Source organism: Sedimentitalea sediminis, assembly GCF_042687825.1.
In the GTDB taxonomy this organism is placed as follows: Bacteria; Pseudomonadota; Alphaproteobacteria; order Rhodobacterales; family Rhodobacteraceae; genus Sedimentitalea.
The window spans coordinates 1-21,815 of sequence record NZ_JBHUQE010000009.1 but is presented as its reverse complement, the minus strand read 5'-3'; the positions used below and the strand labels follow the sequence as shown (position 1 = coordinate 21,815).

At 61.9% G+C, this 21,815-nt stretch carries 31 protein-coding genes; 8 read left to right on the top strand and 23 right to left on the bottom strand.

The window, feature by feature from the left end; genetic code table 11:
* Positions 1 to 75 precede the first annotated feature (75 nt).
* The 4 genes from ACFMPD_RS09315 (at position 76) to ACFMPD_RS09300 (ending at position 6,119) form a co-directional block, all read left to right on the top strand.
* Entirely contained in the window at positions 76 to 1,245 is a 1,170-nt protein-coding gene (locus ACFMPD_RS09315) for a penicillin-binding protein activator (protein ID WP_380993525.1), read from the top strand.
* Entirely contained in the window at positions 1,205 to 4,042 is a 2,838-nt protein-coding gene (locus ACFMPD_RS09310; RefSeq protein ID WP_380993524.1) for a [protein-PII] uridylyltransferase, read from the top strand. The genes ACFMPD_RS09315 and ACFMPD_RS09310 overlap by 41 nt, the downstream gene beginning before the upstream one ends.
* 159 nt (positions 4,043 to 4,201) lie before the next feature.
* A complete protein-coding gene (gene murJ / locus ACFMPD_RS09305; protein WP_380993523.1) occupies positions 4,202 to 5,791 on the top strand; it encodes a murein biosynthesis integral membrane protein MurJ in 1,590 nt (529 codons plus the stop codon).
* Between the two features lie 133 nt (positions 5,792 to 5,924).
* Entirely contained in the window at positions 5,925 to 6,119 is a 195-nt protein-coding gene (locus ACFMPD_RS09300) for a YgaP family membrane protein (RefSeq protein ID WP_380993522.1), read from the top strand.
* A gap of 29 nt (positions 6,120 to 6,148) precedes the next feature.
* Here ACFMPD_RS09300 and ACFMPD_RS09295 read toward each other — a convergent pair whose 3' ends face one another.
* Complete coding sequence (locus ACFMPD_RS09295) at positions 6,149 to 6,835, bottom strand: rhomboid family intramembrane serine protease (RefSeq protein WP_380993521.1); 687 nt, start codon at positions 6,833 to 6,835, stop codon at positions 6,149 to 6,151.
* Positions 6,836 to 6,935: 100 nt separating this feature from the next.
* On the opposite strand from ACFMPD_RS09295, the gene trpS reads away from it, so the two are divergent.
* The 3 genes from trpS to ACFMPD_RS09280 all read left to right on the top strand — a co-directional run bounded on the left by trpS (position 6,936) and on the right by ACFMPD_RS09280 (position 9,640).
* Complete coding sequence (gene trpS, locus ACFMPD_RS09290) at positions 6,936 to 7,964, top strand: tryptophan--tRNA ligase (protein WP_380993520.1); 1,029 nt, start codon at positions 6,936 to 6,938, stop codon at positions 7,962 to 7,964.
* A 122-nt stretch (positions 7,965 to 8,086) separates the two neighbouring features.
* Positions 8,087 to 8,587, top strand: coding sequence for a VOC family protein (locus tag ACFMPD_RS09285; protein WP_380993519.1), 501 nt, complete (start codon positions 8,087 to 8,089; stop codon positions 8,585 to 8,587).
* A 219-nt stretch (positions 8,588 to 8,806) separates the two neighbouring features.
* Positions 8,807 to 9,640, top strand: a complete 834-nt coding sequence (locus tag ACFMPD_RS09280; RefSeq protein WP_380993518.1) for a CE1 family esterase — start codon at positions 8,807 to 8,809, stop codon at positions 9,638 to 9,640.
* A 166-nt stretch (positions 9,641 to 9,806) separates the two neighbouring features.
* Here the strand turns inward: ACFMPD_RS09280 and rpmD are convergent, their stop codons facing one another.
* The 18 genes from rpmD to rplB form a co-directional block, all read right to left on the bottom strand.
* Complete coding sequence (gene rpmD, locus ACFMPD_RS09275) at positions 9,807 to 9,995, bottom strand: 50S ribosomal protein L30 (protein WP_316773311.1); 189 nt, start codon at positions 9,993 to 9,995, stop codon at positions 9,807 to 9,809.
* A 3-nt stretch (positions 9,996 to 9,998) separates the two neighbouring features.
* Complete coding sequence (rpsE, locus tag ACFMPD_RS09270) at positions 9,999 to 10,580, bottom strand: 30S ribosomal protein S5 (RefSeq protein WP_380993517.1); 582 nt, start codon at positions 10,578 to 10,580, stop codon at positions 9,999 to 10,001.
* Positions 10,581 to 10,685: 105 nt separating this feature from the next.
* Positions 10,686 to 11,045 (bottom strand): 50S ribosomal protein L18, encoded by a 360-nt coding sequence (rplR, locus tag ACFMPD_RS09265; RefSeq protein WP_380993516.1) that lies wholly within the window; start codon positions 11,043 to 11,045, stop codon positions 10,686 to 10,688.
* Positions 11,046 to 11,056: 11 nt separating this feature from the next.
* Positions 11,057 to 11,590 (bottom strand): 50S ribosomal protein L6, encoded by a 534-nt coding sequence (rplF, locus tag ACFMPD_RS09260; protein WP_380993515.1) that lies wholly within the window; start codon positions 11,588 to 11,590, stop codon positions 11,057 to 11,059.
* A 12-nt stretch (positions 11,591 to 11,602) separates the two neighbouring features.
* Entirely contained in the window at positions 11,603 to 11,995 is a 393-nt protein-coding gene (gene rpsH / locus ACFMPD_RS09255) for a 30S ribosomal protein S8 (RefSeq protein WP_380993514.1), read from the bottom strand.
* A 13-nt stretch (positions 11,996 to 12,008) separates the two neighbouring features.
* Entirely contained in the window at positions 12,009 to 12,314 is a 306-nt protein-coding gene (gene rpsN / locus ACFMPD_RS09250; protein ID WP_199024039.1) for a 30S ribosomal protein S14, read from the bottom strand.
* Between the two features lie 18 nt (positions 12,315 to 12,332).
* Positions 12,333 to 12,896 (bottom strand): 50S ribosomal protein L5, encoded by a 564-nt coding sequence (rplE, locus tag ACFMPD_RS09245; protein ID WP_380993513.1) that lies wholly within the window; start codon positions 12,894 to 12,896, stop codon positions 12,333 to 12,335.
* Complete coding sequence (rplX, locus tag ACFMPD_RS09240) at positions 12,889 to 13,200, bottom strand: 50S ribosomal protein L24 (RefSeq protein ID WP_380993512.1); 312 nt, start codon at positions 13,198 to 13,200, stop codon at positions 12,889 to 12,891. Before rplX ends, rplE begins: the two co-directional genes overlap by 8 nt.
* A 2-nt stretch (positions 13,201 to 13,202) precedes the next feature.
* Positions 13,203 to 13,571 (bottom strand): 50S ribosomal protein L14, encoded by a 369-nt coding sequence (gene rplN, locus ACFMPD_RS09235; RefSeq protein WP_011567679.1) that lies wholly within the window; start codon positions 13,569 to 13,571, stop codon positions 13,203 to 13,205.
* 71 nt (positions 13,572 to 13,642) lie between these two features.
* Complete coding sequence (rpsQ, locus tag ACFMPD_RS09230; protein ID WP_010437084.1) at positions 13,643 to 13,873, bottom strand: 30S ribosomal protein S17; 231 nt, start codon at positions 13,871 to 13,873, stop codon at positions 13,643 to 13,645.
* Between the two features lie 4 nt (positions 13,874 to 13,877).
* A complete protein-coding gene (rpmC, locus tag ACFMPD_RS09225) occupies positions 13,878 to 14,084 on the bottom strand; it encodes a 50S ribosomal protein L29 (RefSeq protein WP_380993511.1) in 207 nt (68 codons plus the stop codon).
* Between the two features lie 551 nt (positions 14,085 to 14,635).
* The gene (locus tag ACFMPD_RS09220; protein WP_380993510.1) at positions 14,636 to 15,256 is read right to left on the bottom strand and encodes a 2OG-Fe(II) oxygenase family protein; all 621 of its coding nucleotides are present in this window, start codon (positions 15,254 to 15,256) and stop codon (positions 14,636 to 14,638) included.
* 79 nt (positions 15,257 to 15,335) lie between these two features.
* The gene (locus ACFMPD_RS09215; RefSeq protein ID WP_380993509.1) at positions 15,336 to 15,683 is read right to left on the bottom strand and encodes a DUF1330 domain-containing protein; all 348 of its coding nucleotides are present in this window, start codon (positions 15,681 to 15,683) and stop codon (positions 15,336 to 15,338) included.
* A gap of 211 nt (positions 15,684 to 15,894) precedes the next feature.
* Positions 15,895 to 16,308, bottom strand: a complete 414-nt coding sequence (rplP, locus tag ACFMPD_RS09210; RefSeq protein ID WP_380993508.1) for a 50S ribosomal protein L16 — start codon at positions 16,306 to 16,308, stop codon at positions 15,895 to 15,897.
* Between the two features lie 12 nt (positions 16,309 to 16,320).
* On the bottom strand, positions 16,321 to 17,028 hold the full coding sequence (rpsC, locus tag ACFMPD_RS09205) for a 30S ribosomal protein S3 (RefSeq protein ID WP_380993507.1): 708 nt from the start codon (positions 17,026 to 17,028) through the stop codon (positions 16,321 to 16,323).
* On the bottom strand, positions 17,028 to 17,408 hold the full coding sequence (gene rplV / locus ACFMPD_RS09200) for a 50S ribosomal protein L22 (protein ID WP_380993506.1): 381 nt from the start codon (positions 17,406 to 17,408) through the stop codon (positions 17,028 to 17,030). The genes rpsC and rplV overlap by 1 nt, the downstream gene beginning before the upstream one ends.
* A gap of 3 nt (positions 17,409 to 17,411) precedes the next feature.
* The gene (gene rpsS / locus ACFMPD_RS09195; protein WP_106609258.1) at positions 17,412 to 17,690 is read right to left on the bottom strand and encodes a 30S ribosomal protein S19; all 279 of its coding nucleotides are present in this window, start codon (positions 17,688 to 17,690) and stop codon (positions 17,412 to 17,414) included.
* A 3-nt stretch (positions 17,691 to 17,693) separates the two neighbouring features.
* A complete protein-coding gene (gene rplB, locus ACFMPD_RS09190; protein WP_380993505.1) occupies positions 17,694 to 18,536 on the bottom strand; it encodes a 50S ribosomal protein L2 in 843 nt (280 codons plus the stop codon).
* Positions 18,537 to 19,194: 658 nt separating this feature from the next.
* Between rplB and ACFMPD_RS09185 the strand changes: the two genes are divergently transcribed.
* A complete protein-coding gene (locus ACFMPD_RS09185; protein WP_380993504.1) occupies positions 19,195 to 19,659 on the top strand; it encodes a phasin family protein in 465 nt (154 codons plus the stop codon).
* 82 nt (positions 19,660 to 19,741) lie between these two features.
* Here ACFMPD_RS09185 and ACFMPD_RS09180 read toward each other — a convergent pair whose 3' ends face one another.
* From ACFMPD_RS09180 to rpsJ, 4 genes are read right to left on the bottom strand one after another with little or no spacing between them, the layout of a single operon-like run.
* Positions 19,742 to 20,038: a 50S ribosomal protein L23 gene (locus tag ACFMPD_RS09180; protein ID WP_380993503.1), complete on the bottom strand. Its 297-nt coding sequence runs from the start codon at positions 20,036 to 20,038 to the stop codon at positions 19,742 to 19,744.
* Entirely contained in the window at positions 20,035 to 20,652 is a 618-nt protein-coding gene (gene rplD, locus ACFMPD_RS09175; protein WP_380993502.1) for a 50S ribosomal protein L4, read from the bottom strand. The genes ACFMPD_RS09180 and rplD overlap by 4 nt, the downstream gene beginning before the upstream one ends.
* The gene (rplC, locus tag ACFMPD_RS09170; RefSeq protein WP_380993501.1) at positions 20,649 to 21,377 is read right to left on the bottom strand and encodes a 50S ribosomal protein L3; all 729 of its coding nucleotides are present in this window, start codon (positions 21,375 to 21,377) and stop codon (positions 20,649 to 20,651) included. The genes rplD and rplC overlap by 4 nt, the downstream gene beginning before the upstream one ends.
* A gap of 17 nt (positions 21,378 to 21,394) precedes the next feature.
* Entirely contained in the window at positions 21,395 to 21,709 is a 315-nt protein-coding gene (gene rpsJ, locus ACFMPD_RS09165) for a 30S ribosomal protein S10 (protein WP_008756422.1), read from the bottom strand.
* Positions 21,710 to 21,815: the final 106 nt, after the last annotated feature.

Genomic DNA, 21,815 nt, shown 5'->3' with positions numbered 1-21,815 from the left:
CCCCTGTTGACGTTTATTATCCCGGATCGACAAGGCTGCACTGCGAGGCCGCCGAAAAGAGGGAGTTGCCGTATCATGTTTGCTGTTTTCGACCCGCCCCGCAAGGTGGCCCTGTTCTGTCTCGCGCTGCTGACCGCTGCGGTCCTGACGGCTTGCGACACTCTGCCCGGCGGCGGGCCAACGATCAACACAGACAAACCGGTTCCCGTGGCGCTGCTGGTGCCCCGCAGCTCGGCCCAATCCGGCGATGCGCTGCTGGCACAGAACCTGGAGAATGCCGCCCGCCTGGCGATCGGCGATCTCAGCGGCGTGCAGATCGACCTGCGAGTCTATGACACCGGCGGCAACGCCGCGACGGCGGCGGCTCAGGCCAGCCAGGCGGTCAAAGATGGCGCCCAAATCATCCTGGGACCAGTCTATGCCGAAAGCGCCAATGCGGTCGGGCTGGCGGTGCGCGGCCAGAACATCAACGTGCTGTCCTTTTCCAACAACACCGCGATCGCCGGGGGCAACGTCTTTGTGCTGGGGCCAACCTTTGCCAATACCGCGCAGCGGCTGGCGCAGTACGCCGCGCGCCAGGGCAAGAGCAGTATCGTGGTCGTGCATGGCACCGATCTGGCCGGCCAGCTGGGTCGCGACGCGATTCAGGCGGCCGTGCGCGGCAGCGGTGCCCGTGTGGCCGGAACGGTTGCCTATGACCTGTCCCAGCAATCGGTCATCGACACGGTGCCCCAGGTCCGCAGCACGGTCGAAGGCGCCGGTGCCGATGCGATCTTTCTGACCTCGACCACCGCCGGCGCTTTGCCGCTGTTCAGCCAGTTGCTGCCCGAGGCCGGCATGCCGCCGGCCAGCGTGCAGTATATCGGCCTGACCCGTTGGGACATCCCGTCCCAGACGCTGGCACTGCCGGGCGTGCAGGGCGGTTGGTTCGCCTTGCCCGACCCGGGCAAGACGCAGCAGTTCAACAGCCGCTATTCCGCCGCCTATGGCGCAACGCCGCATCCGATCGGAGGGCTGGCCTATGACGGCATCGCCGCGATCGGCGCTCTGGTCGGCGCGGGCAAGGCCGATGCGCTGACCGGCGGGGCTCTGACCCAGGGCGCCGGTTTTCAGGGCGTCGGCGGCATCTTCAGACTGCGCGCCGATGGTACCAATGAACGGGGGTTGGCGGTGGCCACGATCCAGAACAGACAGGTGGTTGTGATTGACCCTGCACCAACAAGCTTCTCCGGCGCCGGATTCTGATCGAGACCGGCCGGACCGGTTCCATCCCGTCGCCTCCGGTCCGCTGATCTGCGCGGACACCGAAATCTTTGACGCCGCTGCGGTAGATGCCCAAATCGCCGCGGCCGCCGACAACGCCCCCGACAACGCCGCGCTGCGCGGTGCGTTGGTGCAGATCCTGCAGGCGCAACAAAAGGCCGGGCGCGCGGCAATCGCCGCGGCTTTTGCTGAACAGCCATTTGACGCCCGCCCGCTGACGCGCTCGTATACCTTTCTGACAGACGGACTGGTGATGGCGGCGCTCAAGGTCGCCAGCACCACGCTGCATCCGCGCCCGAATCCGACGGCGGCGGAACATATCGCAGTGATCGGCGTGGGCGGCTATGGCCGCGGCGAGATGGCACCCTATTCGGATGTCGATCTGTTGTTCCTGTCCCCCTACAAGATCACGGCCTGGGCCGAGAGCGTCATCGAATCGATGCTCTACATCCTCTGGGATCTCAAGCTGAAGGTCGGCCATTCCAGCCGCACCATCAAGGATTGCATCCGCCTGGGCCAAGAGGATTTCACCATCCGCACCGCGATGCTGGAACACCGGTTTCTGGCCGGTCATGCGCCATTGGCCGAAAAGCTGGACCAGCGTCTGAAAAGCGATCTGTTTTCCGGCACCGGGCACGATTTCATCGAGGCCAAACTGGAAGAGCGCGAAAACCGCCACCGCAAGCAGGGTGAGCGCTATATGGTCGAACCCAATGTCAAAGAGGGCAAGGGCGGGCTGCGCGACCTGCAATCGCTGTACTGGATCGCCAAATATATCCACGGGGTGCATGAATCCGCCGAGCTGGTGCCGCTGGGCGTGTTCCAACCCGAGGAATTCGCCACTTTCGTCACCGCCGAGGATTTTCTGTGGGCGGTGCGCGCGCATCTGCACCTGCTTGCCGGCCGGGCCACCGAACAACTGACCTTTGATACTCAGGTCCAGATTGCCGAGCGCATGGGATACAAGGACCTGGCTGGCCGGCGCGGCGTCGAGTTCTTCATGCAGGACTATTTCCGGCAAGCCACCGCGGTCGGCGATCTGACCCGCATTTTTCTGACCAAACTGGAAGCGGATCACCTGAAGTCGGAACCTCTGCTGGAGCGCATCTTTCGCCGCCGCCGCAAGGTCAAACCCGGATTTGTCGTCATCAATAACCGCATCGGGGTCAAGGACCCCGACAGTTTTCTGGCCGACAAGCTGAACTTGCTGCGGCTGTTTGACGAAGGTCTGCGCACCGGCATGCTGATCCATCCGGACGCAATGCGGCTGGTCACGGCCAACCTGGACCTGATCGACGACGGCATGCGCAACGACCGCGAGGCCCAGCGCATCTTTCTGGGCCTGCTGCTGAAACACGGCAACCCGGAACGCGCCCTGCGGCGCATGAACGAACTGGGGGTTCTGGCGGCCTTTGTACCGGAATTCGAACCCATCGTGGCGATGATGCAGTTCAACATGTATCACAGCTATACGGTGGACGAGCACACGATCCAGTGCATCGCCAACCTGGCCCAGATCGAAAAGGCCGAACTGGTCGAGGAACTGCCGATCGCGTCGGGCATCCTGGAACGCGGTGTGAACCGCAAGGTTCTGTATGTCGCGCTGTTGCTGCATGACATCGGCAAGGGCCGGCCCGAGGATCACTCGATTCTGGGGGCGCAGATCGCCCGCCGGGTCGCGCCGCGGCTGGGCCTGAACAAAAGCGACAGCGAAACCGTCGAATGGCTGGTGCGCTATCACCTGCTGATGTCGGACATGGCACAGAAACGCGACATCGCCGATCCGCGCACAGTGCGCGATTTCGCCAAGGCGGTGCAGACGGTCAAGCGGCTGGACCTGCTGACGGTGCTGACGGTCTGCGACATTCGCGGCGTCGGGCCGAATGTCTGGAACAACTGGAAGGCCGCGCTGTTGCGCGGGCTGTACCGCCAGACCCGGCGCGCGCTGGATGACGGCATGGAGGTGCTGAACCGCGAGAATCGCGGCACCGAGGCGAAAAAGGCGCTGCGAGAGGCCCTGCCCGACTGGCCCAAAGCGGTTCTCAAGGCCGAGACGGCGCGGCATTACCCGCCCTATTGGCAGGGGCTGCACCTGACAGCACATGTCGATTTTGCCCGCATGCTGCGCGCTCTGGAAGAGGCGCATGACCCCGGCGAGGTGATGATTCACCTGCACCCGGACGAGGACCGCGACGCCACCCGCGCCTGTTTCGTGATGGCCGATCACCCGGGCATCTTTGCCCGGCTGGCCGGGGCGCTGGCGCTGGTCGGGGCCAATGTGGTGGATGCCCGCAGCTATACCACCAAGGACGGCTATGTCACCGATGCGTTCTGGATTCAGGACAGCGACGGCCACCCTTACGAGGCAGACCGCCTGCCGCGCCTCACGCAGATGATCCACAAGACCCTCAAGGGAGAGGTCATTACCCGCGACGCCCTGAAATCGCGCGACAAGATCAAGAAGCGGGAAATGGCGTTCAACGTGCCGACCCATATCAGCTTTGATAATGACGGCTCGGAAATCTACACCATTATCGAGGTCGACACCCGCGACCGGCCCGGCCTGCTGTATGATCTGGCGCATGCGCTGGCCTCGGCCAATGTCTATATCGCCAACGCGGTGATCGCGACCTATGGCGAACAGGTGGTCGATACCTTTTACGTCAAGGACATGTTCGGCCTGAAATACTATGCCGAATCCAAGCAGCGGTTTCTGGAAACCCGGCTGCGCATGGCGATCACCGCAGGCGCCCGGCGCGCCAAAGACGGCAAGCCCTGACGCGCTGCGGCCCCGGGCGGGCTATCGCCCCGGGGCCACACTGGGCGACCGGGTTTGGCAAGCGGCTTTTCCCGGCGCCGCGAACCGGCTAAGGCTCGGGAAAATCCCCGAGTACAAGGCCCTGCCCCACGTGACCGTTCCAACCCATTCGGCACCATCATGAAGCCGATCCGACTGATGTCCGGCTTTCTGACGGTCGGAGTCTGGACCCTGCTCAGCCGGATTCTCGGTTTTGTCCGCGATATCCTGATCGCCGGATGGCTGGGCACCGGCCCGGTTGCCGAGGCATTTTTGATCGCCTTCAGCCTGCCCAACATGTTCCGCCGGTTCTTTGCCGAGGGGGCCTTTAACACTGCATTCATCCCGCTTTTCTCGAAAAAGCTGCAAAACGGCGATGACGCCGAAGGTTTCGCCAATGATGCGTTCTCGGCGCTCGGGACGCTGCTGATCGGATTTACCCTGCTGGCCCTGGTCTGCATGCCCTGGCTGGTTCTGGCGATGGCCAGCGGCTTTGCCGGGGATCAGCGGTTCGATCTGGCGGTCTCATACGGGCGCATCGCCTTTGCCTATATCCTGTTCATCTCGCTGGCGGCGCTGTTGTCGGGCGTGCTGAACGCCACCGGCCGGTTCGCGGCCGCCGCCGCCGCGCCGGTTCTGCTGAACATCATTCTGATTGGTACTCTTATGCTGGCCGAAAGCGGGCTGCTGCAGGACCGGGTCGGCATCACATCCGGCGCGGGTGCTGCGCCTGACGGGCTGCATCACGGCACGATGCTGGTCTGGGGCGTTCTGATCGCCGGGATGGCGCAGCTGGCGCTGCTGTGGCGCGCAGCGGCGCGGGCCGGTTTCGCGATCCGCCCCCATTGGCCGCACCTGACCCCGGATTTGAAACGGCTGGCCATCATCGCCCTGCCCGCCATGCTGGCCGGGGGCGTGGTGCAGGTCAATCTGCTGGTCGGTCGTCAGGTGGCCAGTTTCTTTGATGGTGCCATTGCCTGGCTCAGCTATGCCGACCGCCTCTACCAGCTGCCGCTGGGGGTGGTCGGCATAGCCGTCGGTGTGGTGCTGCTGCCCGACCTGTCCCGGCGCCTGGCAGCGCAGGACGACGCGGGCGCGCGCCATGCGCTCAGCCGCGCCGGCGAAGTGTCGCTGGCGCTGACCATCCCGTCGGCAGTGGCTTTGATGGTGATTCCGCTGCCGCTGATTTCGGTGCTGTTCCAGCGCGGCGCCTTTGACGCCACAGACAGCGCCGCCACCGCCGCCGCCGTGGCGATCTATGGGCTGGGTCTGCCGGCCTTTGTGCTGCAAAAAGTGCTGCAACCACTGTACTTTGCCCGCGAGGACACGCGCACGCCGTTCCGCTATGCGGTCGTCTCGATGCTGGTCAACATCGCGGTGGCGGTGTCGATGGCCTGGCTGCTGGGCTATATCGGCGCCGCCATCGGCACCACGGTCGCGGCCTGGGCGATGGTGGCGCAGCTATGGGCCGGCACACGGTCGATGGGCAGCGTGGCGCAGTTTGACGCACGATTTAACCACCGCCTGGGACGCATCTGCGCCGCGGCCGCAGTGATGGGCGGCGTGCTCTGGCTGATGGCCGGACTGCTGGCGCCCGCGCTGATGATGGCGGGCTGGCGGTATCTGGCCCTGGCCGGGCTGGTCACCCTGGGCATCGTGACCTATTTCGGCGCCGGGCACCTGATTGGCGCGTTCCGCATTGCCGAGTTTCGCGGCGCCCTGCGCCGCTAAACCCAAGCCGCCACGTTCACAGGACACCAGCGGGTTGCAACAGAATGCCGCATCTGCGACGCTGTTTCTCTTTTCCATTCGCATTCCGCTATCGTAATATAAATAAAAACGAATGTTTGAGAGTGAGAATCACATGACCCGCAACGAAGGAAATCTGGATCGCGCCCTGCGCATCATCGCCGGACTGGTCCTGCTGTCTCTGGTCTTTGTCGGACCGAAAACCCTGTGGGGGCTGGTGGGCCTGATCCCGCTGGCGACCGGACTGACCGGTTTCTGCCCGGCCTACAAGCTGCTCGGGCTGAACACCTGCCCGATCAAGAAAGGCTGATCCCGGCAGCAACGCCGCGGCGCGGCGGTTCAGTCGTGACGGATTCGCCGCCGCAGCCGTGCCCAGCCGCCGGGTGAGACAAAGAACGACAGGCCGAACCCGCTGGCGAACCCGGCCAGATCGGCCACCCAGTCATTGTTTACGCCAAACAGCAGGCCGAAAACCAGCTGCGCCCCCATCAGGAAACTGATCAGCGTGAACGCCCGGGCCTGGTTTGCACCGACCCGCGACAGCGACCGCCACAGCATATAGGTAAACGCCCCAATCAGCCCATAGACCGGGGGAAAACCGCCGATCAGGGGCGCTGGGTCATCCAGCAGCAGGGCATAGGCCAGCGCGCCGCCGATACCGGACAGCACAAAGATCAAGAGAAAGGCCAGGCTGCCGAACACTTCGGCCACCATCTTGCCCATGGCCAGAAGAAACACCCCGACGAACAGGGCATGGGTGAATGAGCCATGCACAAAGGGATAGCTGACGAACCGGAACAGCTGTTCGAAGGGCCAGCGGTGATTTTCGCGCATCCAGTCAAAGATCTCGCCGGAAAACGCATAGGTCTGCATCGCGTCCAGTCGCCAGCCCACCGCCGCCGGACCGCCGGCCAGACCACGGGTGCCCAGCTGAAAGATCACTTCGATCGCCAGAATGACCAGAAACAGCGCCGCCACCACCGGCGGCAGCGGATTGACCGCGGGAATGCTGCCTTGATCGCTCATCTGCCCGGTCTCCTTGCGGTTCGTTGTCGGCGCCTGTTGACGGCACTTGGCCCCATGGGTAAGCGAAGCGGACCGAATTTTCCAGACGGGAGTTGCCTTGATGTCCGACACCACATTCACACCGCGGGTGTTCTCCGGCATCCAGCCATCGGGCGACCTGCATCTGGGCAACTATCTTGGCGCGCTGAAACGCTTTGCCGAGATGCAGGACACGGGCACCAGCGAAACCGTTTATTGCATGGTCGACCTGCACGCGATCACCGTCTGGCAGGACCCGGCGGCGCTGCGCCACAGCACCCGCGAATTGTGCGCCGGGTTCATCGCCAGCGGCATCGACCCGGAAAAATCCATTCTGATCAACCAGAGCCAGGTGCCCGAGCACGCGCAGCTTGCCTGGGTGTTGAACTGTGTCGCCCGGGTCGGCTGGATGAACCGCATGACCCAGTTCAAGGACAAGGCCGGCAAGAACGCCGAAAAGGCCAGCCTGGGCCTGTATGCCTATCCGTCGCTGATGGCGGCGGATATCCTGATCTATCATGCCACGCATGTACCGGTGGGCGAGGATCAGAAACAGCATCTGGAACTGACCCGCGACATCGCCACCAAGTTCAACCACGATTATGGCGTCGATTTCTTTCCGATCACCGAGCCGGTGATCGAGGGCACGGCGACGCGGGTCATGAGCCTGCGCGACGGGTCCAAGAAGATGTCCAAATCGGACCCGTCGGACATGAGCCGGATCAACATGAGCGACGATGCCGACACCATCGCCAAGAAGATTCGCAAGGCCAAGACCGACCCCGAACCGTTGCCCGACAGTGTCGAGGGACTGGCCGACCGCCCCGAGGCGCGCAATCTGGTCAATATCTATGCTGCCCTGGCGAACATGACCGACGAACAGGTTATCGCCGAATATGCCGGGCGGCAGTTCGGCGCGTTCAAACCGGCCCTGGCCGATCTTGCGGTGGCGCATATGGAACCGATCACCACCGAGATGGCCCGGCTGATGGACGATACGACCGAGATTGACCGCATCCTGACCCAGGGCGCCGAGCGCGCCCGCGCGATCACCGCGCCGATCCTGCGGCAGACCTATGACATCATCGGCATGGTGCCGCCGGTCGCCTGATCCGATCGCCGTGAACGGGGGCGTGCGGTCTGTGCGGCGCTGCAGAGATGTTGCGCGCATGGGGAACTTGGCCTGCACGAGGTTCAGCGCCATAGTGCAGGCAAAAGGAAAAGGACCCTGATATGACCACTGCCCCCTCTGCCGACACCGCTCTGCCAAGTGGAACCCGTGTCGGACATGTGCATCTGAAAGTTTCTGATCTGGACCGCGCCATCGCCTTTTACAGCGGTGTTCTGGGGTTCGAGGTGACCCAGCGCTATGGTAAGGGCGCCGCCTTTCTGGGAGCCGGCGGATATCACCACCATATCGGGCTGAACACCTGGGAAAGCGCCGGCGGCACGCCGCCGCCACCCGGACATACGGGGCTGTACCATTCCGCCTTTCTGTTTCCCGACCGTGCCGCCCTGGGCGCCGCAATCAAGCGCGTGCTGACGGCGGGCCTCGCCTTGGACGGCGCCGCCGATCATGGCGTCAGCGAGGCGGTCTATCTGCGTGACCCCGATGGCAACGGCGTCGAACTCTATCGCGACCGCGCGCCTCAGGACTGGCCCCGCGACGCCGAGGGCAACCTGCAGATGATGAACGCGCCCCTGGACGTCGAGGCCCTGCTGGCCGAGGCGTGACGTCGGCGCCATCCTGTCCTGCAAAGTGAACATCCAGCGGTCCCGTTCCCCCACTGTGCAGAGGTTGCGATCTTGCGACAGCCTTGGCCGGCCGTTCAGATCCGATCCCACGTGCATGCCGACCTGCGGCAAAGAAATTCACCGCCCGGATCGCAGCTATGCTAGGATAGCGGTACGCACGACCTTTGCGACGAAGCAAAAAACCAGGGGACACTCTCGATGTTTCAGCGGTTCTTGCTGTTTCTGGCGCTGCTCGTTCCGGCGGATCGGGCGTTGTCGCTGGAGTGTGGCGGCAAGACGCAGCCCTGCATTGTCGCGAACGGGCAGTACCACATTGCCGTGCCGGATGGATGGCAAGGCGGACCCGTGGTCATGCATCTGCATGGTTATGGGGGCAGCGGCGCCAAGGTCATCGGCCGGCAGGAATTCGTCCAGCGGTTCACCACGCGCGGCTACGCCCTGATCGCCCCCACCGGGATGCCCTGGGACGAAGGCAAACCCCGGGACTGGTCGGTGCGCGACGGATGGCTGACATACCCTCGGCGCGACCAGATTTTCCTGCGCGCGGTACTGGCGGATGCCGTCGCGCGTTTTGATGTCGATCCCGAACGCTTGCTGCTGACCGGTTTTTCGCGGGGCGGGTCGATGGTTTGGGACATGGCATGCCACGCCCCCGATTTTGCCCGGGCCTATGCACCGGCGGCTGGCGGGTTCTGGCTGCCGATGCCCATGGATTGCACCGGACCCGCGCATATCTTGCACGTGCATGGCTTTGCCGATGCGACGGTGCCCCTGGAGGGCCGCGCGATACACAACACCGCGTATCAGATCACGATCAGACAAGCCGATATCTGGCAGGGATTGCAGCTGTGGCGACGGGAAAACGGCTGTCCCAGCAACCCGGCAAAGCACGAGGTTTCCGACGACCTCTGGCGCAAACGATGGAAATGCGAGGACGGCAGCCTTGAACTGGTCCTGCACAGGGGCAAACACGGACTGCCGAAAGGCTGGTCCCCCATGGTGCTCGATTGGTTCGAAAGCCTGGATCGCTGAGACTGTGGCGGACCAAAGGGGCAAGCGCAGCAGGGAGGACGCGCCAGCGACAACCCAGCGCTGCAGGCCCACGGCGGTCCGCGAAAGTTCATTGAGACGGCAGGAAACGGAAAAACGCCCCGGATCTCTCCGGAGCGCCTGTCACTTTGGTCCGAAAAACTGAGGCTCAGTCGCGCTCTTCGATGATCTCGACCATATGCGGGATGCTGTTGACCATGCCGCGCACGCTGGGGGTATCCTCCAGCTCGCGGGTCTTGTGCATCTTGTTCAGGCCCAGGCCGATCAGCGTGGCACGCTGCTTGGCGGGGCGGCGGATCGGGCTGCCGATCTGCTTGACGACGATGGTTTTTGCCATTGTTTACGCCTCCTCGGCCACTTGCGCCGACGCCCCGGGGGCCTCGTCACGCTTGGGCAGGATGTCGGCCACTTTCTTGCCGCGACGCTGCGCGACCGAACGGGGCGACTGCTCTTTGCGCAGACCGTCCATGGTGGCCCGGATCATGTTATAGGGGTTCTGGCTGCCGATCGACTTGGACACCACGTCCTTGACGCCCAGCATCTCGAACACGGCGCGCATCGGACCACCGGCGATGATCCCGGTCCCTTCAGGCGCGGTGCGCATAACGACCTTGCCAGCGCCATGACGACCTTCCATGTCGTGATGCAGGGTGCGGCCTTCGCGCAGCTGCACGCGGATCATCTGACGCTTGGCTTGCTCGGTGGCCTTGCGGATGGCCTCGGGGACCTCCTTGGCCTTGCCCTTGCCAAAGCCGACACGACCCTTTTGATCGCCGACGACGACCAGCGCGGCAAAGCCGAACCGCTTGCCGCCCTTGACGGTCTTGGACACGCGGTTGATCGCAACCAGGCGATCTGCGAATTCCGGGGTCTCGTCGCGCTGGTTGCGGCGACCGCCCCTTTGATTTTGGTCTCTGGCCATGCAGGCCTCCTGTCTTGCGGTGCGATGCACCATTGTCACAATCCTGGTGAGCGCACAGGCGCCCCCGGATCATCGAGGCGGCTCCAAAGAGCCGCCTGCACGTTCCTAGATTTTCAGTCCGCCTTCGCGGGCTGCATCGGCCAGAGCCTTGACCTTGCCGTGATACAGGAACCCGCCCCGGTCGAAGTAAGCCTCTTCGATCCCGGCTTTCTTGGCGCGTTCGGCGATAGCCGAACCCACCTTGCTGGCGGCGTCGATGTTGTTCTTGCCGACAACACCCAGATCCTTTTCCAGCGTCGAAGCCGAGGCCAGGGTGATGCCGTTGACATCGTCGATCAGCTGCACGCTGATATTCTTGTTGCTGCGGTGCACAGACAGGCGCGGACGCCCGGCATTGACCTTGCGCAGCTTGTTCCGGACGCGCAGGCGGCGCTTCAGAAACAGGGTTCTTTTGCTGTTTGCCATATCTCTCGTCCTTACTTCTTCTTGCCTTCCTTGCGGAAGATGAACTCGCCCTTATAGCGGATGCCTTTGCCCTTGTAGGGCTCGGGCCTGCGCCATGCGCGGATGTTCGCGGCAACCTGACCAACCAGCTGTTCGTCAATGCCTTCCACAACGATTTCGGTCTGTTTCGGCGCGGTTACGGTGACCCCTTCGGGGGCGGTGTAATCGACGTCGTGGGACAGACCCAGGTTCAGTTTCAGCGTGTTGCCCTGCATCGTGGCACGATACCCGACACCCTGGATTTCAAGCTCTTTCTTGAAGCCCTGGGTCACACCGGTCACCAGATTGGCGACCATGGTGCGGGACATGCCCCATTGCTGGCGCGCCCGCTTGGAGCTGCCGCGCGGGGTGATGCTGACGACATTGTCCTCGACTTTCAGGTTCACGTCATCCGTGGCCGCAAAGCTGCGGGTGCCCTTGGGACCCTTCACTTCGATCGTCTGGCCCGACACGGTGGCTGTGACACCGCTGGGCAGTTCGACCGGTTTCTTACCAATACGAGACATCGAAGGACCTCCTTAGAATACGGTGCAAAGCACTTCGCCGCCAACATTGGCTGCGCGTGCGCTTGCATCCGACATCACACCCTTGGGGGTGGAGACAATCGACACGCCCAGGCCCTGACGGACCGAAGGAATATCCTTGACGCCCATGTAGACGCGGCGACCGGGTTTGGAGACCCGCTTGAGCTCGCGAATGACGGGTTCGCCTTCGAAGTATTTCAGGCTGATCTCGATGGCCGGATGGCCGTCGGCACCGGTGGTTTTCTCGTATCCGCGGATATAGCCTTCGTCGGCCAGCACATCCAGAACCCAGGCCCGCAGCTTGGAAGCCGGGGTCATGACCGTGGATTTGCCGCGCAGCGACGAGTTGCGGATCCGGGTGAGCATGTCTGCGATAGGATCGTTCATATCTGTCTCTCCCTTACCAGCTCGACTTCACCATGCCGGGGATCTGGCCGGCAGAGCCGAGATCCCGCAGCGCGATCCGCGAAATTTTCAGTTTGCGATAATAGGCGTGCGGACGGCCGGTCAGTTGGCAGCGGTTGTGCAACCGGGTGGCCGAACTGTTGCGCGGCAGTTTCGCCAGCTTCAGGCGCGCCTTGAAACGCTCTTCCATCGGCTTGCTTTCGTCATTCGCGATTTCTTTCAGAGCGGCCCGCTTGGCGGCGTATTTCTTCACCAGCGCTTCCCGCTTCTTTTCGCGTTCGATCATTGCTTTTTTAGCCATGTCTAATCCTTCCCGCGCTTATGAATTGAAGGGCATGTTGAAATGCTTCAACAGCGCCTTGGCTTCAGCGTCGGTGTTCGCTGTGGTGGCGATGATGATGTCCATCCCCCAGGTTTCGTCGACCTTGTCGAAATCGATCTCGGGGAACACGATGTGCTCCTTCAGGCCCATGGCATAGTTGCCGCGGCCGTCGAACGATTTGCCCGACACGCCGCGAAAGTCGCGGATGCGGGGCATGGCAATGGTGATCAGACGATCGAGGAATTCATACATCCGGTCGCCGCGCAGCGTGACCTTGGCGCCCAGCGGCATGTCCTCGCGCACCCGAAAGCCGGCGATCGACTTCTTGGCACGGGTGGTCAGGGCCTTCTGGCCGGCGATGGTGGTCAGGTCTTCCTGCGCCGACTTGGCCTTTTTGCTGTCGCGGACAGCTTCGGCACCGCAGCCGATGTTCAGGACGATCTTGTCCAGACGCGGGATCTGCATGTCGTTTTTGTAGCCGAATTCTTCCTTCATCGCCGCACGGATGCGGTCGGCAAAGTCAGCTTTCAGGCGCGGGGTATAGGTCGCGGTATCAAGCATCGATTACGTCCCCCGTGGTTTTGGCAAAGCGCACTTTCTTGTCGCCTTCGGTCTTGAAACCCACGCGGGTGGGTTTGCCGTTGGCGTCCAGCAGGGCCAGGTTGCTCAACTGAATCGGCATCGCCTTGGGAATGCGGCCGCCCTGGCTGTTCTGGCTCTGGCGGGTGGCGCGGATGGCGATGTTGACGCCGTCGACAACGGCCTTGCCGGCCTTGGGATCAACGGAAGAGATCGTGCCTTCCTTGCCCTTGTCCTTGCCGGCCAATACGACGACCTTGTCGCCTTTGCGGAGTTTGGCAGCCATGGTTACAGCACCTCCGGAGCGAGCGAGATGATTTTCATGAAGTTCTTGGCACGCAACTCGCGCACGACCGGCCCAAAGATACGGGTGCCGATCGGCTCGTTGTTGTTGTTCAGGATGACGGCGGCGTTGCGATCGAACCGGATCGCGGTGCCGTCTTCGCGACGAACTTCTTTTGCGGTGCGCACGACGACGGCCTTGCGCACGTCGCCTTTTTTCACGCGGCCGCGCGGAATGGCTTCCTTGACCGAGACGACGATGATGTCGCCCACGGATGCGTATTTACGCTTGGAACCACCCAGGACCTTGATGCACTGAACGCGGCGGGCGCCGCTGTTGTCAGCAACATCCAGATTGGTCTGCATCTGGATCATGTGGTTTCTCCCGACCTTTGGGGACTGCTATTCTGCCCCAGGGTTTCGATTAGACTGTCAGGTCTGCAGGCCTAGGCCTCCAGAACCTCCCAGCGTTTCGTTTTCGATTTCGGCGCGCATTCGATGATGCGGACAGAGTCGCCGACCTTGAAAGCGTTCTTTTCATCGTGAGCCCGGTATTTCTTGGACTTGCGGATGGTCTTTTTCAGAACCGGATGCGTGAAACGGCGTTCCACCGATACGGTCACGGTCTGTTCGTTGGCGTCGCTGGTCACGGTGCCTTGCAGGATACGCTTGGGCATAGGATTACTCCTCCGATGCCGCAGCAGCGGCCTTTTCGTTCAAAATGGTCTTGACGCGGGCGGCATTGCGGCGTGCTGCCTTGATGCCGGCGGTGTTCTCGAGCTGGCTGGTGGCCTGCTGGAAACGCAGGTTAAAGCTCTCTTTCTTGAGATTGGCCAGTTCCTCGCGGAGCTGGTCCGGAGTCTTGTCGCGCAGTTCCTGGGCGTTCATCGCCTTTTTCCTTTTCTCAAAACACCAGAAGGCCCCCTGCAGGGTCACCCTTGACCTGGTGGATGAATGATAGACATGCGAATCCCCCGCCACAGGCAGGACATCGCAGGATGCCGCTCTATAGGGGAGGTTCAGGATGGGAGCAAGGGAAAGTTCGCCTCTCTCACACCCGACCATCGGTTCCGTTGAAGGTGTAGTTGCAAGCTGTTAGTAATAAAGCGATTGAAAACCTTCCCTTCTGAAACGTAGAAAGCGATGTGGAAAAGACGAAAAAGCTACTCATACTACCGAAATGGCAAGTTGGTATATGTTCCAGCAGGCCACTACTGGCGCCCCAACGAAGTTGGAAAAAAATCGGGTAGCGGCAATAAATGCCCTCACTGTGGGGCACGTATCGACACTATACGTAACAAGAACGGCGGATGGGCTCACTTCGAAGCCGGCCTTTCCTATCTGGGCACGTTACATCCTTGCTTCACGTTGGGACGAAACCTCTCTAAGAAACGCCCTGAGGGAATGGACGACCTTTTCGATCAAAAGGAATCGCGACCTCACTCCCACTTGTAGTTAAAACTCACCGAAATCCGCTCCTCCTCGGCCATGTTCATCGGCACTTCGTGGCGCAGCCAGCTTTCCCATAGCATAACTTCGCCCACCACCGGCTTGACATAGATGAATGGCTGCAACTCGCGCCGGGCATCCTTGATCCGCGTGGGTGCCGCCATCATCCGGGCCGAACGCGGGTCCTCCAGCTTCAGCGCACTGGCGCCGCCTGGCATCGAGACATAGGTCGTGCCGCTGATCACCGAATGCGGGTGGATGTGGCTGGCGTGCATGCCGCCCTCGGGCAGGATGTTGATCCAGATATCCTCGAGCTTCAATTCCCGGCCATCCAGATCGAACTGCAGATCTGCGGCAAAGGCGGCGACGTGCTGGTCCAGCACCTTGACCAGATCGGTAAAGATCGGAAACCGCCAGGGCAGATCGGTCAGCGAAGCATAGCTGGTATAGCCGGGATAGCCGTTCTCCTCGCACCAGTCCTGCCCGGCCTCGTCATCCTCGGCGATCGAATAACACGAGGTTTCAAGCTCCGCCGCATCGATGGCCGGTGCGTGTTCAGACAGGGCCGCACGGTAAAGACGGGTGACGAATAGGGATTCGATCTGAGACATGGGGCGGACATACAACAGCCTTGGACACATGGCGATGGCATTTCATTTTTCCCGCCAATCAAGCTGCTGTTCCGGCCTTTCAGTCTGCGGGAATACCAAATGTGATCGTCGGGGGCGCCAACACGCCCGCATCCTTCATGGCCACCTTCAACTCGGCAGACTCAAACAAAGCCCTTGCCTGGTCCAGCGACGCGAATTCGTGCACCAGCACGATCATGTTGGGGTCATCCGGCCCGTGCAGCACCCGCGCGCTGGTCATGCCGGCCGCTTCGCGCATGGGCGCCCATGCGTCATAGGTTTTTCGCCAGGTCTCATAATCCGCCACCGGGTGTGAAATCACGGCGGTGACAGGGCCGGTTTCCTCGGCGGAAACGGCCAGTGTAGAGGCAAAAAGTACAAGGGCAGCGAGGCGAAAGCGATATGTCATGTCTGGACTCCGAACTGCAGAGCGCGGGCCGGTTGTTTGGTCTGCGCCGGGTTGAGGTTTTGCCTGCCTGTGGCCATCCATATTCACGGGCGTTGCCCGATCCAGCCTAGTACGATCGCCCCTATTGCAGCAACAAGGGATGCCTGAAACGAAAAAGCCCCGCCGTTTCCGGCAGGGCTTTGCAATGCATTGTCGGTGTCACAGACCGGTGTCACCAGTCCTCGCGGACCACGATGCGGGTCTTGATGGGCAGCTTCATCGCCGCCAGGCGCAGAGCCTCGCGGGCGACGTCGTCATTGACGCCGTCGATCTCGAACATCACCCGGCCCGGCTTGACCTTGGCGGCCCAGAAATCGACCGAGCCCTTACCCTTGCCCATCCGCACTTCGGTGGGTTTGGACGTGACCGGCAGGTCCGGAAAGATCCGGATCCAGACGCGGCCCTGACGTTTCATATGGCGGGTCATCGCACGACGCGCCGCTTCGATCTGGCGGGCCGTGACGCGCTCGGGCTGCAGAGCCTTGAGACCGTAGGTGCCAAAGTTCAGATCGGAACCGCCCTTAGCCAGGCCCTTGATGCGGCCCTTGTGCTGTTTGCGGAATTTTGTACGCTTTGGTTGAAGCATTGTTTCGTCTCCTTAGCGACGACCGCCTGCACCGCGAGGTGCCGGACCGTCCTGGAGTTCCTGTGCTTTACGGTCACGCGCGGCCGGGTCATGCTCCATGATCTCACCTTTGAAGATCCAGGTCTTGATCCCGATGATGCCATAAGCCGTCTTGGCTTCTACGTGTGCGTAATCGATGTCGGCGCGCAGCGTATGCAGCGGCACCCGACCTTCGCGATACCATTCGGTCCGAGCGATCTCGGCACCGCCCAGACGACCCGCCAGGTTGACCCGGATACCCAGGGCCCCCATGCGCATGGCATTCTGAACCGCCCGCTTCATGGCGCGACGGAAGGACACCCGGCGTTCCAGCTGCTGTGCGATGGACTCGCCGACCAGAGCCGCGTCCAGTTCCGGCTTGCGGACCTCGACGATGTTCAGGTGCAGCTCGCTGTCGGTCATGTTGGCGATCTTCTTGCGCAGGGTTTCGATATCCGCGCCTTTCTTGCCAATGATGACCCCCGGCCGCGCCGTGTGGATCGTCACCCGGCACTTTTTGTGCGGGCGTTCGATGATCACCCGGCTGATGCCGGCCTGCTTGCACTCGTCCTTGACGAAATCGCGGATTTTCAGGTCTTCCAGCAGAAGGTTCCCGTAGTCCTTGGTGTCGGCGTACCAGCGGCTGTCCCAGGTGCGGTTCACCTGCAGGCGCATGCCAATCGGATTGACTTTGTTACCCATTAGGCTTGCTCCTCAACTTGGCGCACTTTGATGGTCAGTTCCGAGAACGGCTTCATGATCTTGCCGAACCGGCCGCGCGCCCGGGGGCGTCCGCGCTTCAGCGTCATGTTCTTGCCGACATAGGCCTCGGCGACGATCAGTTCATCGACGTCCAGGTTGTGGTTGTTTTCGGCATTGGCAATCGCGGACTGAAGGCATTTCTTCACGTCCTCGGCGATCCGCTTGTTGCTGAAGGTCAGATCGGTCAGCGCCCGTTCGACCTTCTTGCCGCGGATCATCGCCGCGACCAGGTTCAGTTTCTGCGGGGACGTGCGAAGCATGCGCAGCTTTGCCATCGCTTCGTTGTCGGCCACGCGGCGGGGGTTCTTTTCCTTGCCCATGACTTATTTCCGCTTCGCTTTTTTGTCTGCGGCATGGCCATAATAGGTGCGGGTCGGGCTGTATTCGCCGAACTTCTGACCGATCATGTCCTCAGAGACGTTGACGGGGATATGTTTCTTGCCGTTGTAGACGCCAAACGTCAGGCCCACGAACTGGGGCAGGATCGTCGAGCGGCGCGACCAGATCTTGATGACTTCGTTGCGACCGCTTTCGCGGGCCGCCTCGGCCTTTTTCAACACATAGGCGTCGACAAAAGGACCTTTCCAAACAGAGCGAGACATCTATCAGCGTCCCTTCTTCTTGGCGTGCCGCGAGCGGACGATCAGCTTGCTGGACGCTTTGTTCTTGTTCCGGGTGCGGGCACCCTTTGTCGGCTTGCCCCAGGGGGTCACCGGGTGACGGCCACCCGAGGTGCGGCCTTCGCCACCGCCATGCGGGTGGTCGATCGGGTTCATCACGACACCACGCACCGAGGGGCGAACACCCTTGTGGCGCATGCGGCCGGCCTTGCCGAAATTCTGGTTGCTGTTGTCCGGGTTGGACACGGCACCGACAGTCGCCAGGCATTCCTGACGCACCAGGCGCAGTTCGCCCGAGGACAGGCGGATCTGGGCATAGCCGCCATCGCGACCGACGAACTGGGCATAGGTGCCCGCCGCGCGCGCGATCTGGCCGCCCTTGCCGGGCTTCATCTCGATATTGTGCACGATGGTACCGATCGGCATGCCCGAGAACGGCATCGCGTTACCGGGCTTGATGTCGGCCTTGGCGCTGGCGATCACCTGATCGCCGACGGCCAGACGCTGCGGCGCCAGGATATAGGCCTGCTCGCCATCGGCATATTTGACCAGGGCAATAAAGGCGGTCCGGTTCGGGTCGTATTCGATCCGTTCGACCGTCGCCGCCACGTCCATCTTGTTCCGTTTGAAATCGACGATCCGATAGAGGCGTTTCGCCCCGCCGCCCTTGCGGCGCATCGTGATCCGTCCGGTGTTGTTCCGGCCGCCATGCTTGGTCAAACCCTCTGTGAGAGATTTGACCGGACGTCCTTTCCAAAGCTCCGAACGGTCGATCAGAACCAGCCCACGCTGGCCCGGCGTCGTCGGCTTGTACGACTTGAGTGCCATGCTTTCTGTCTTCCGTTTAGCAGTGCGGGACTTTGCGCCCCGCTATGTTTGCGGCCCTGCCGCTGGTTTCGGTGAAACCTGCATGAGGTGCCAGTGGTAAAGGGCCCCGAAGGTCCCCGACTCGAGAGTTCTTGCGAACAACAGCAAAGCCCCGGACGAATCCGGGGCCTTGTTGAAGGGGTTGATAGGGGAAGGCAAAGATGGGGTCAAGTGGGCCAGCATACCTGAACCAATGCCACCGTCCTGCCATAGCAGACGACCTCGCGACAGGTTAACATAACGACCAGCGACAGCCAGTTCCTGACCGCGCCTGCCATCGGGCTGGCAGAACAAGCCGTCAGAGGCCGGCATCAAGCCATCGGCATTTTCACACATGTTTTTCGAAATTTACGCAACGGCTCTCCACTGGACGCCACTCCCTCCGACTGTCGGGCAGACGGGGCAGAACTCGGTTCTGGGTGCAATAATTCAGCCCCTTGCCAAAGCATCGCGTGCAGCCTGCCAAAAGGGGACCCGTTGACCGACCGCTTACGGCGCCGCGAAGAGGTTGAAAGCGCCGGTGTCATCGTCGCTGTTCCCGGCAGGCGCGGCACACCCCTGATCCAGGCACGCAACCGCGCCCTGACGGCCCGTCCCATCTTCCTCCGGGCAGCCCGCCGTGACTCAGCGGACGACGAATTTCGACTCGGTACGATCCAAATCAATGCCGGGCTGTCATGCGGATGGTACGATTCCTTTGGGGGTCGCATGCGCGATCCCGACATCAGACCACAGAAAATCAGGAAGGCACAACCCTATGGCACGATCCAAGCAACGCCGCGACAAGGCTGACGCCGATACAGCGGCACTCACCGGCGCGATGTTGGCGGTCAATCCTATGGCTGCCGAGACATGGCAGGACATCATGACGGAAAGCGCCCGTTTTGTGAAGGAACGGCTGCAGAAGGACCTGGAAACACAGCAGGCCATGATGGCTTGCAAGACCCCGATGGAATTGCTGCAGGTGCAAACGGAATTCTACCAAACGGCCATCGCGCAATATACCGAGGAAGCGAACCGCATGTTCCGGATCATGTCCAAAACGGCGGGCACCGCCCGGGATTACGACGACATTCCGCTTTGAACGGCATTCGCAGCTTGAGCAAATGAAAAACCCCGGTCTGTTGCCAGGCCGGGGTTTCCCTGATGTCGGTACCTAACGCGGATCAGAGTCCGGTGGTCACGTCGATCGTGTTGCCCTCTTCCAGGGTCACATAGGCCTTTTTGACGTCTTTGCGCTTGCCCAGCTGGCCGCGGAAACGTTTCGCCTTGCCCTTGGTGATCGTGGTGTTGACCGCCTTGACCTTGACGCCGAACAGGGATTCGACGGCTTCCTTGATCTGCGGCTTGTTGCTGTCCATCGCCACTTCGAACACCACCGCGCCGTTCTCGGACGCCATGGTGGCCTTTTCGGTGATGATCGGCTTGCGGATCACGTCGTAATGTTCTGCCTTCGCGCTCATTTCAACCGAGCCTCCAGTGCTTCGACGCCCGCCTTGGTGATCACCAGGGTGTCACGCTTGAGGATGTCGTATACGTTTGCGCCCATCGTCGGCAGGATGTCCAGACCTTCGATGTTGCGGGCGGCCTTGGCAAAGCCTTCGTTGACGGCGGCGCCATCGATGATCAGCGCGCGTTTCCAGCCCAGGCTCGCGACCTGCTTGGCCAGAGCGCCGGTCTTGCCCTCAGCGGCGGCCTCGTCGATGATGACCAGTTCCCCCGCCTTGGCCTTGGCCGACAGCGCGTGGCGCAGGCCCAGCTTGCGGAACTTCTTGGTCAGCTCGTGGCCGTGGCTGCGCACAACAGGCCCCTTGTAGACGCCGCCACCCCGAAAGATCGGTGCCGAGCGCGCGCCGTGGCGTGCGCCGCCGGTGCCCTTCTGGCGATAGATCTTCTTGGTCGAATAGCTGACCTCGGACCGGGTCTTGACCTTGTGGGTACCGGCCTGCGCGTTGTTGCGCTGCCAGCGGACCACACGGTGCAGGATGTCCGCGCGCGGCTCCAGCCCGAACAGATCGGCATCCAGCTCGATGTCGCCAGCCTTGGCGCCGTCCAGTTTGATCACATCAAGTTTCATGCTTCACCACCTTCCGCGGGAGCTTCTTCCGCAGGTGCTTCGGTTTTGGCCGCCGTTTTCAGACCGGCCGGGAACGGCACGCCGTCGGGCAGCTTTTTCTTTACCGCGTCCTTGACCGTGACCCAGCCACCCTTGGAGCCTGGAACGGCACCCTTGATGAACACCAGGCCGCGATCGGCATCGGTCTTGACGACTTCCAGGTTCTGCGTGGTCACGCGGGCGGCGCCCATGTGGCCGGCCATCTTCTTGCCCTTGAACACCTTACCCGGGTCCTGACACTGGCCGGTCGAGCCATGCGAACGGTGGCTGATCGACACACCGTGGCTGGCCCGCAGACCGCCAAAGTTGTGCCGTTTCATGGCACCGGCAAAGCCCTTACCGATCGAGGTGCCCGACACGTCGACTTTCTGGCCTTCCAGGAAATGTTCGGCCGAGATCTCCTCGCCAACGCTGATCAGGTTGTCCTCGCTCACGCGGAACTCGGCGACCTTGCGTTTGGGCTCGACCTTGGCGGCGGCGAAATGTCCGCGCATGGCCTGGCTGGTGCGTTTGACCTTGGCCGAACCGGCACCCAGCTGAACGGCGGTATAGCCATCCTTTTCGGCGGTGCGTTGCGAAACGACCTGCAGATTGTCCAGCTGCAGAACCGTCACCGGGACCTGCTTGCCGTCTTCCAAAAACAGCCGGGTCATGCCGACTTTCTTTGCGATAATACCAGAGCGCATCTGTTCATACCCTCCGATCAGGACTGCAGCTTGATCTCGACATCCACACCAGCAGCCAGGTCGAGCTTCATCAGCGCGTCCACGGTCTGGGGGGTCGGATCGACGATATCCAAAAGCCGCTTATGGGTGCGGATTTCGAACTGATCGCGGGATTTCTTGTCAACGTGAGGTCCCCGCAGAACGGTGAACTTCTCGATCTTGTTGGGCAGCGGGATCGGGCCACGTACATTGGCGCCCGTCCGCTTGGCTGTGTTGACGATTTCCTGGGTGCTGGCGTCCAGCACGCGGTAATCGAAAGCTTTCAGCCGAATGCGAATGTTTTGGCTTTGCATTTCGTCAGCCTTTCAAGGCTTTGGAGTTGATAGGAGGACCAGCGGCTCATCCGCTGGCCCTCGTCTAACCCGAAGGTTCGCTTTACTCGATGATTTTGCTCACGAC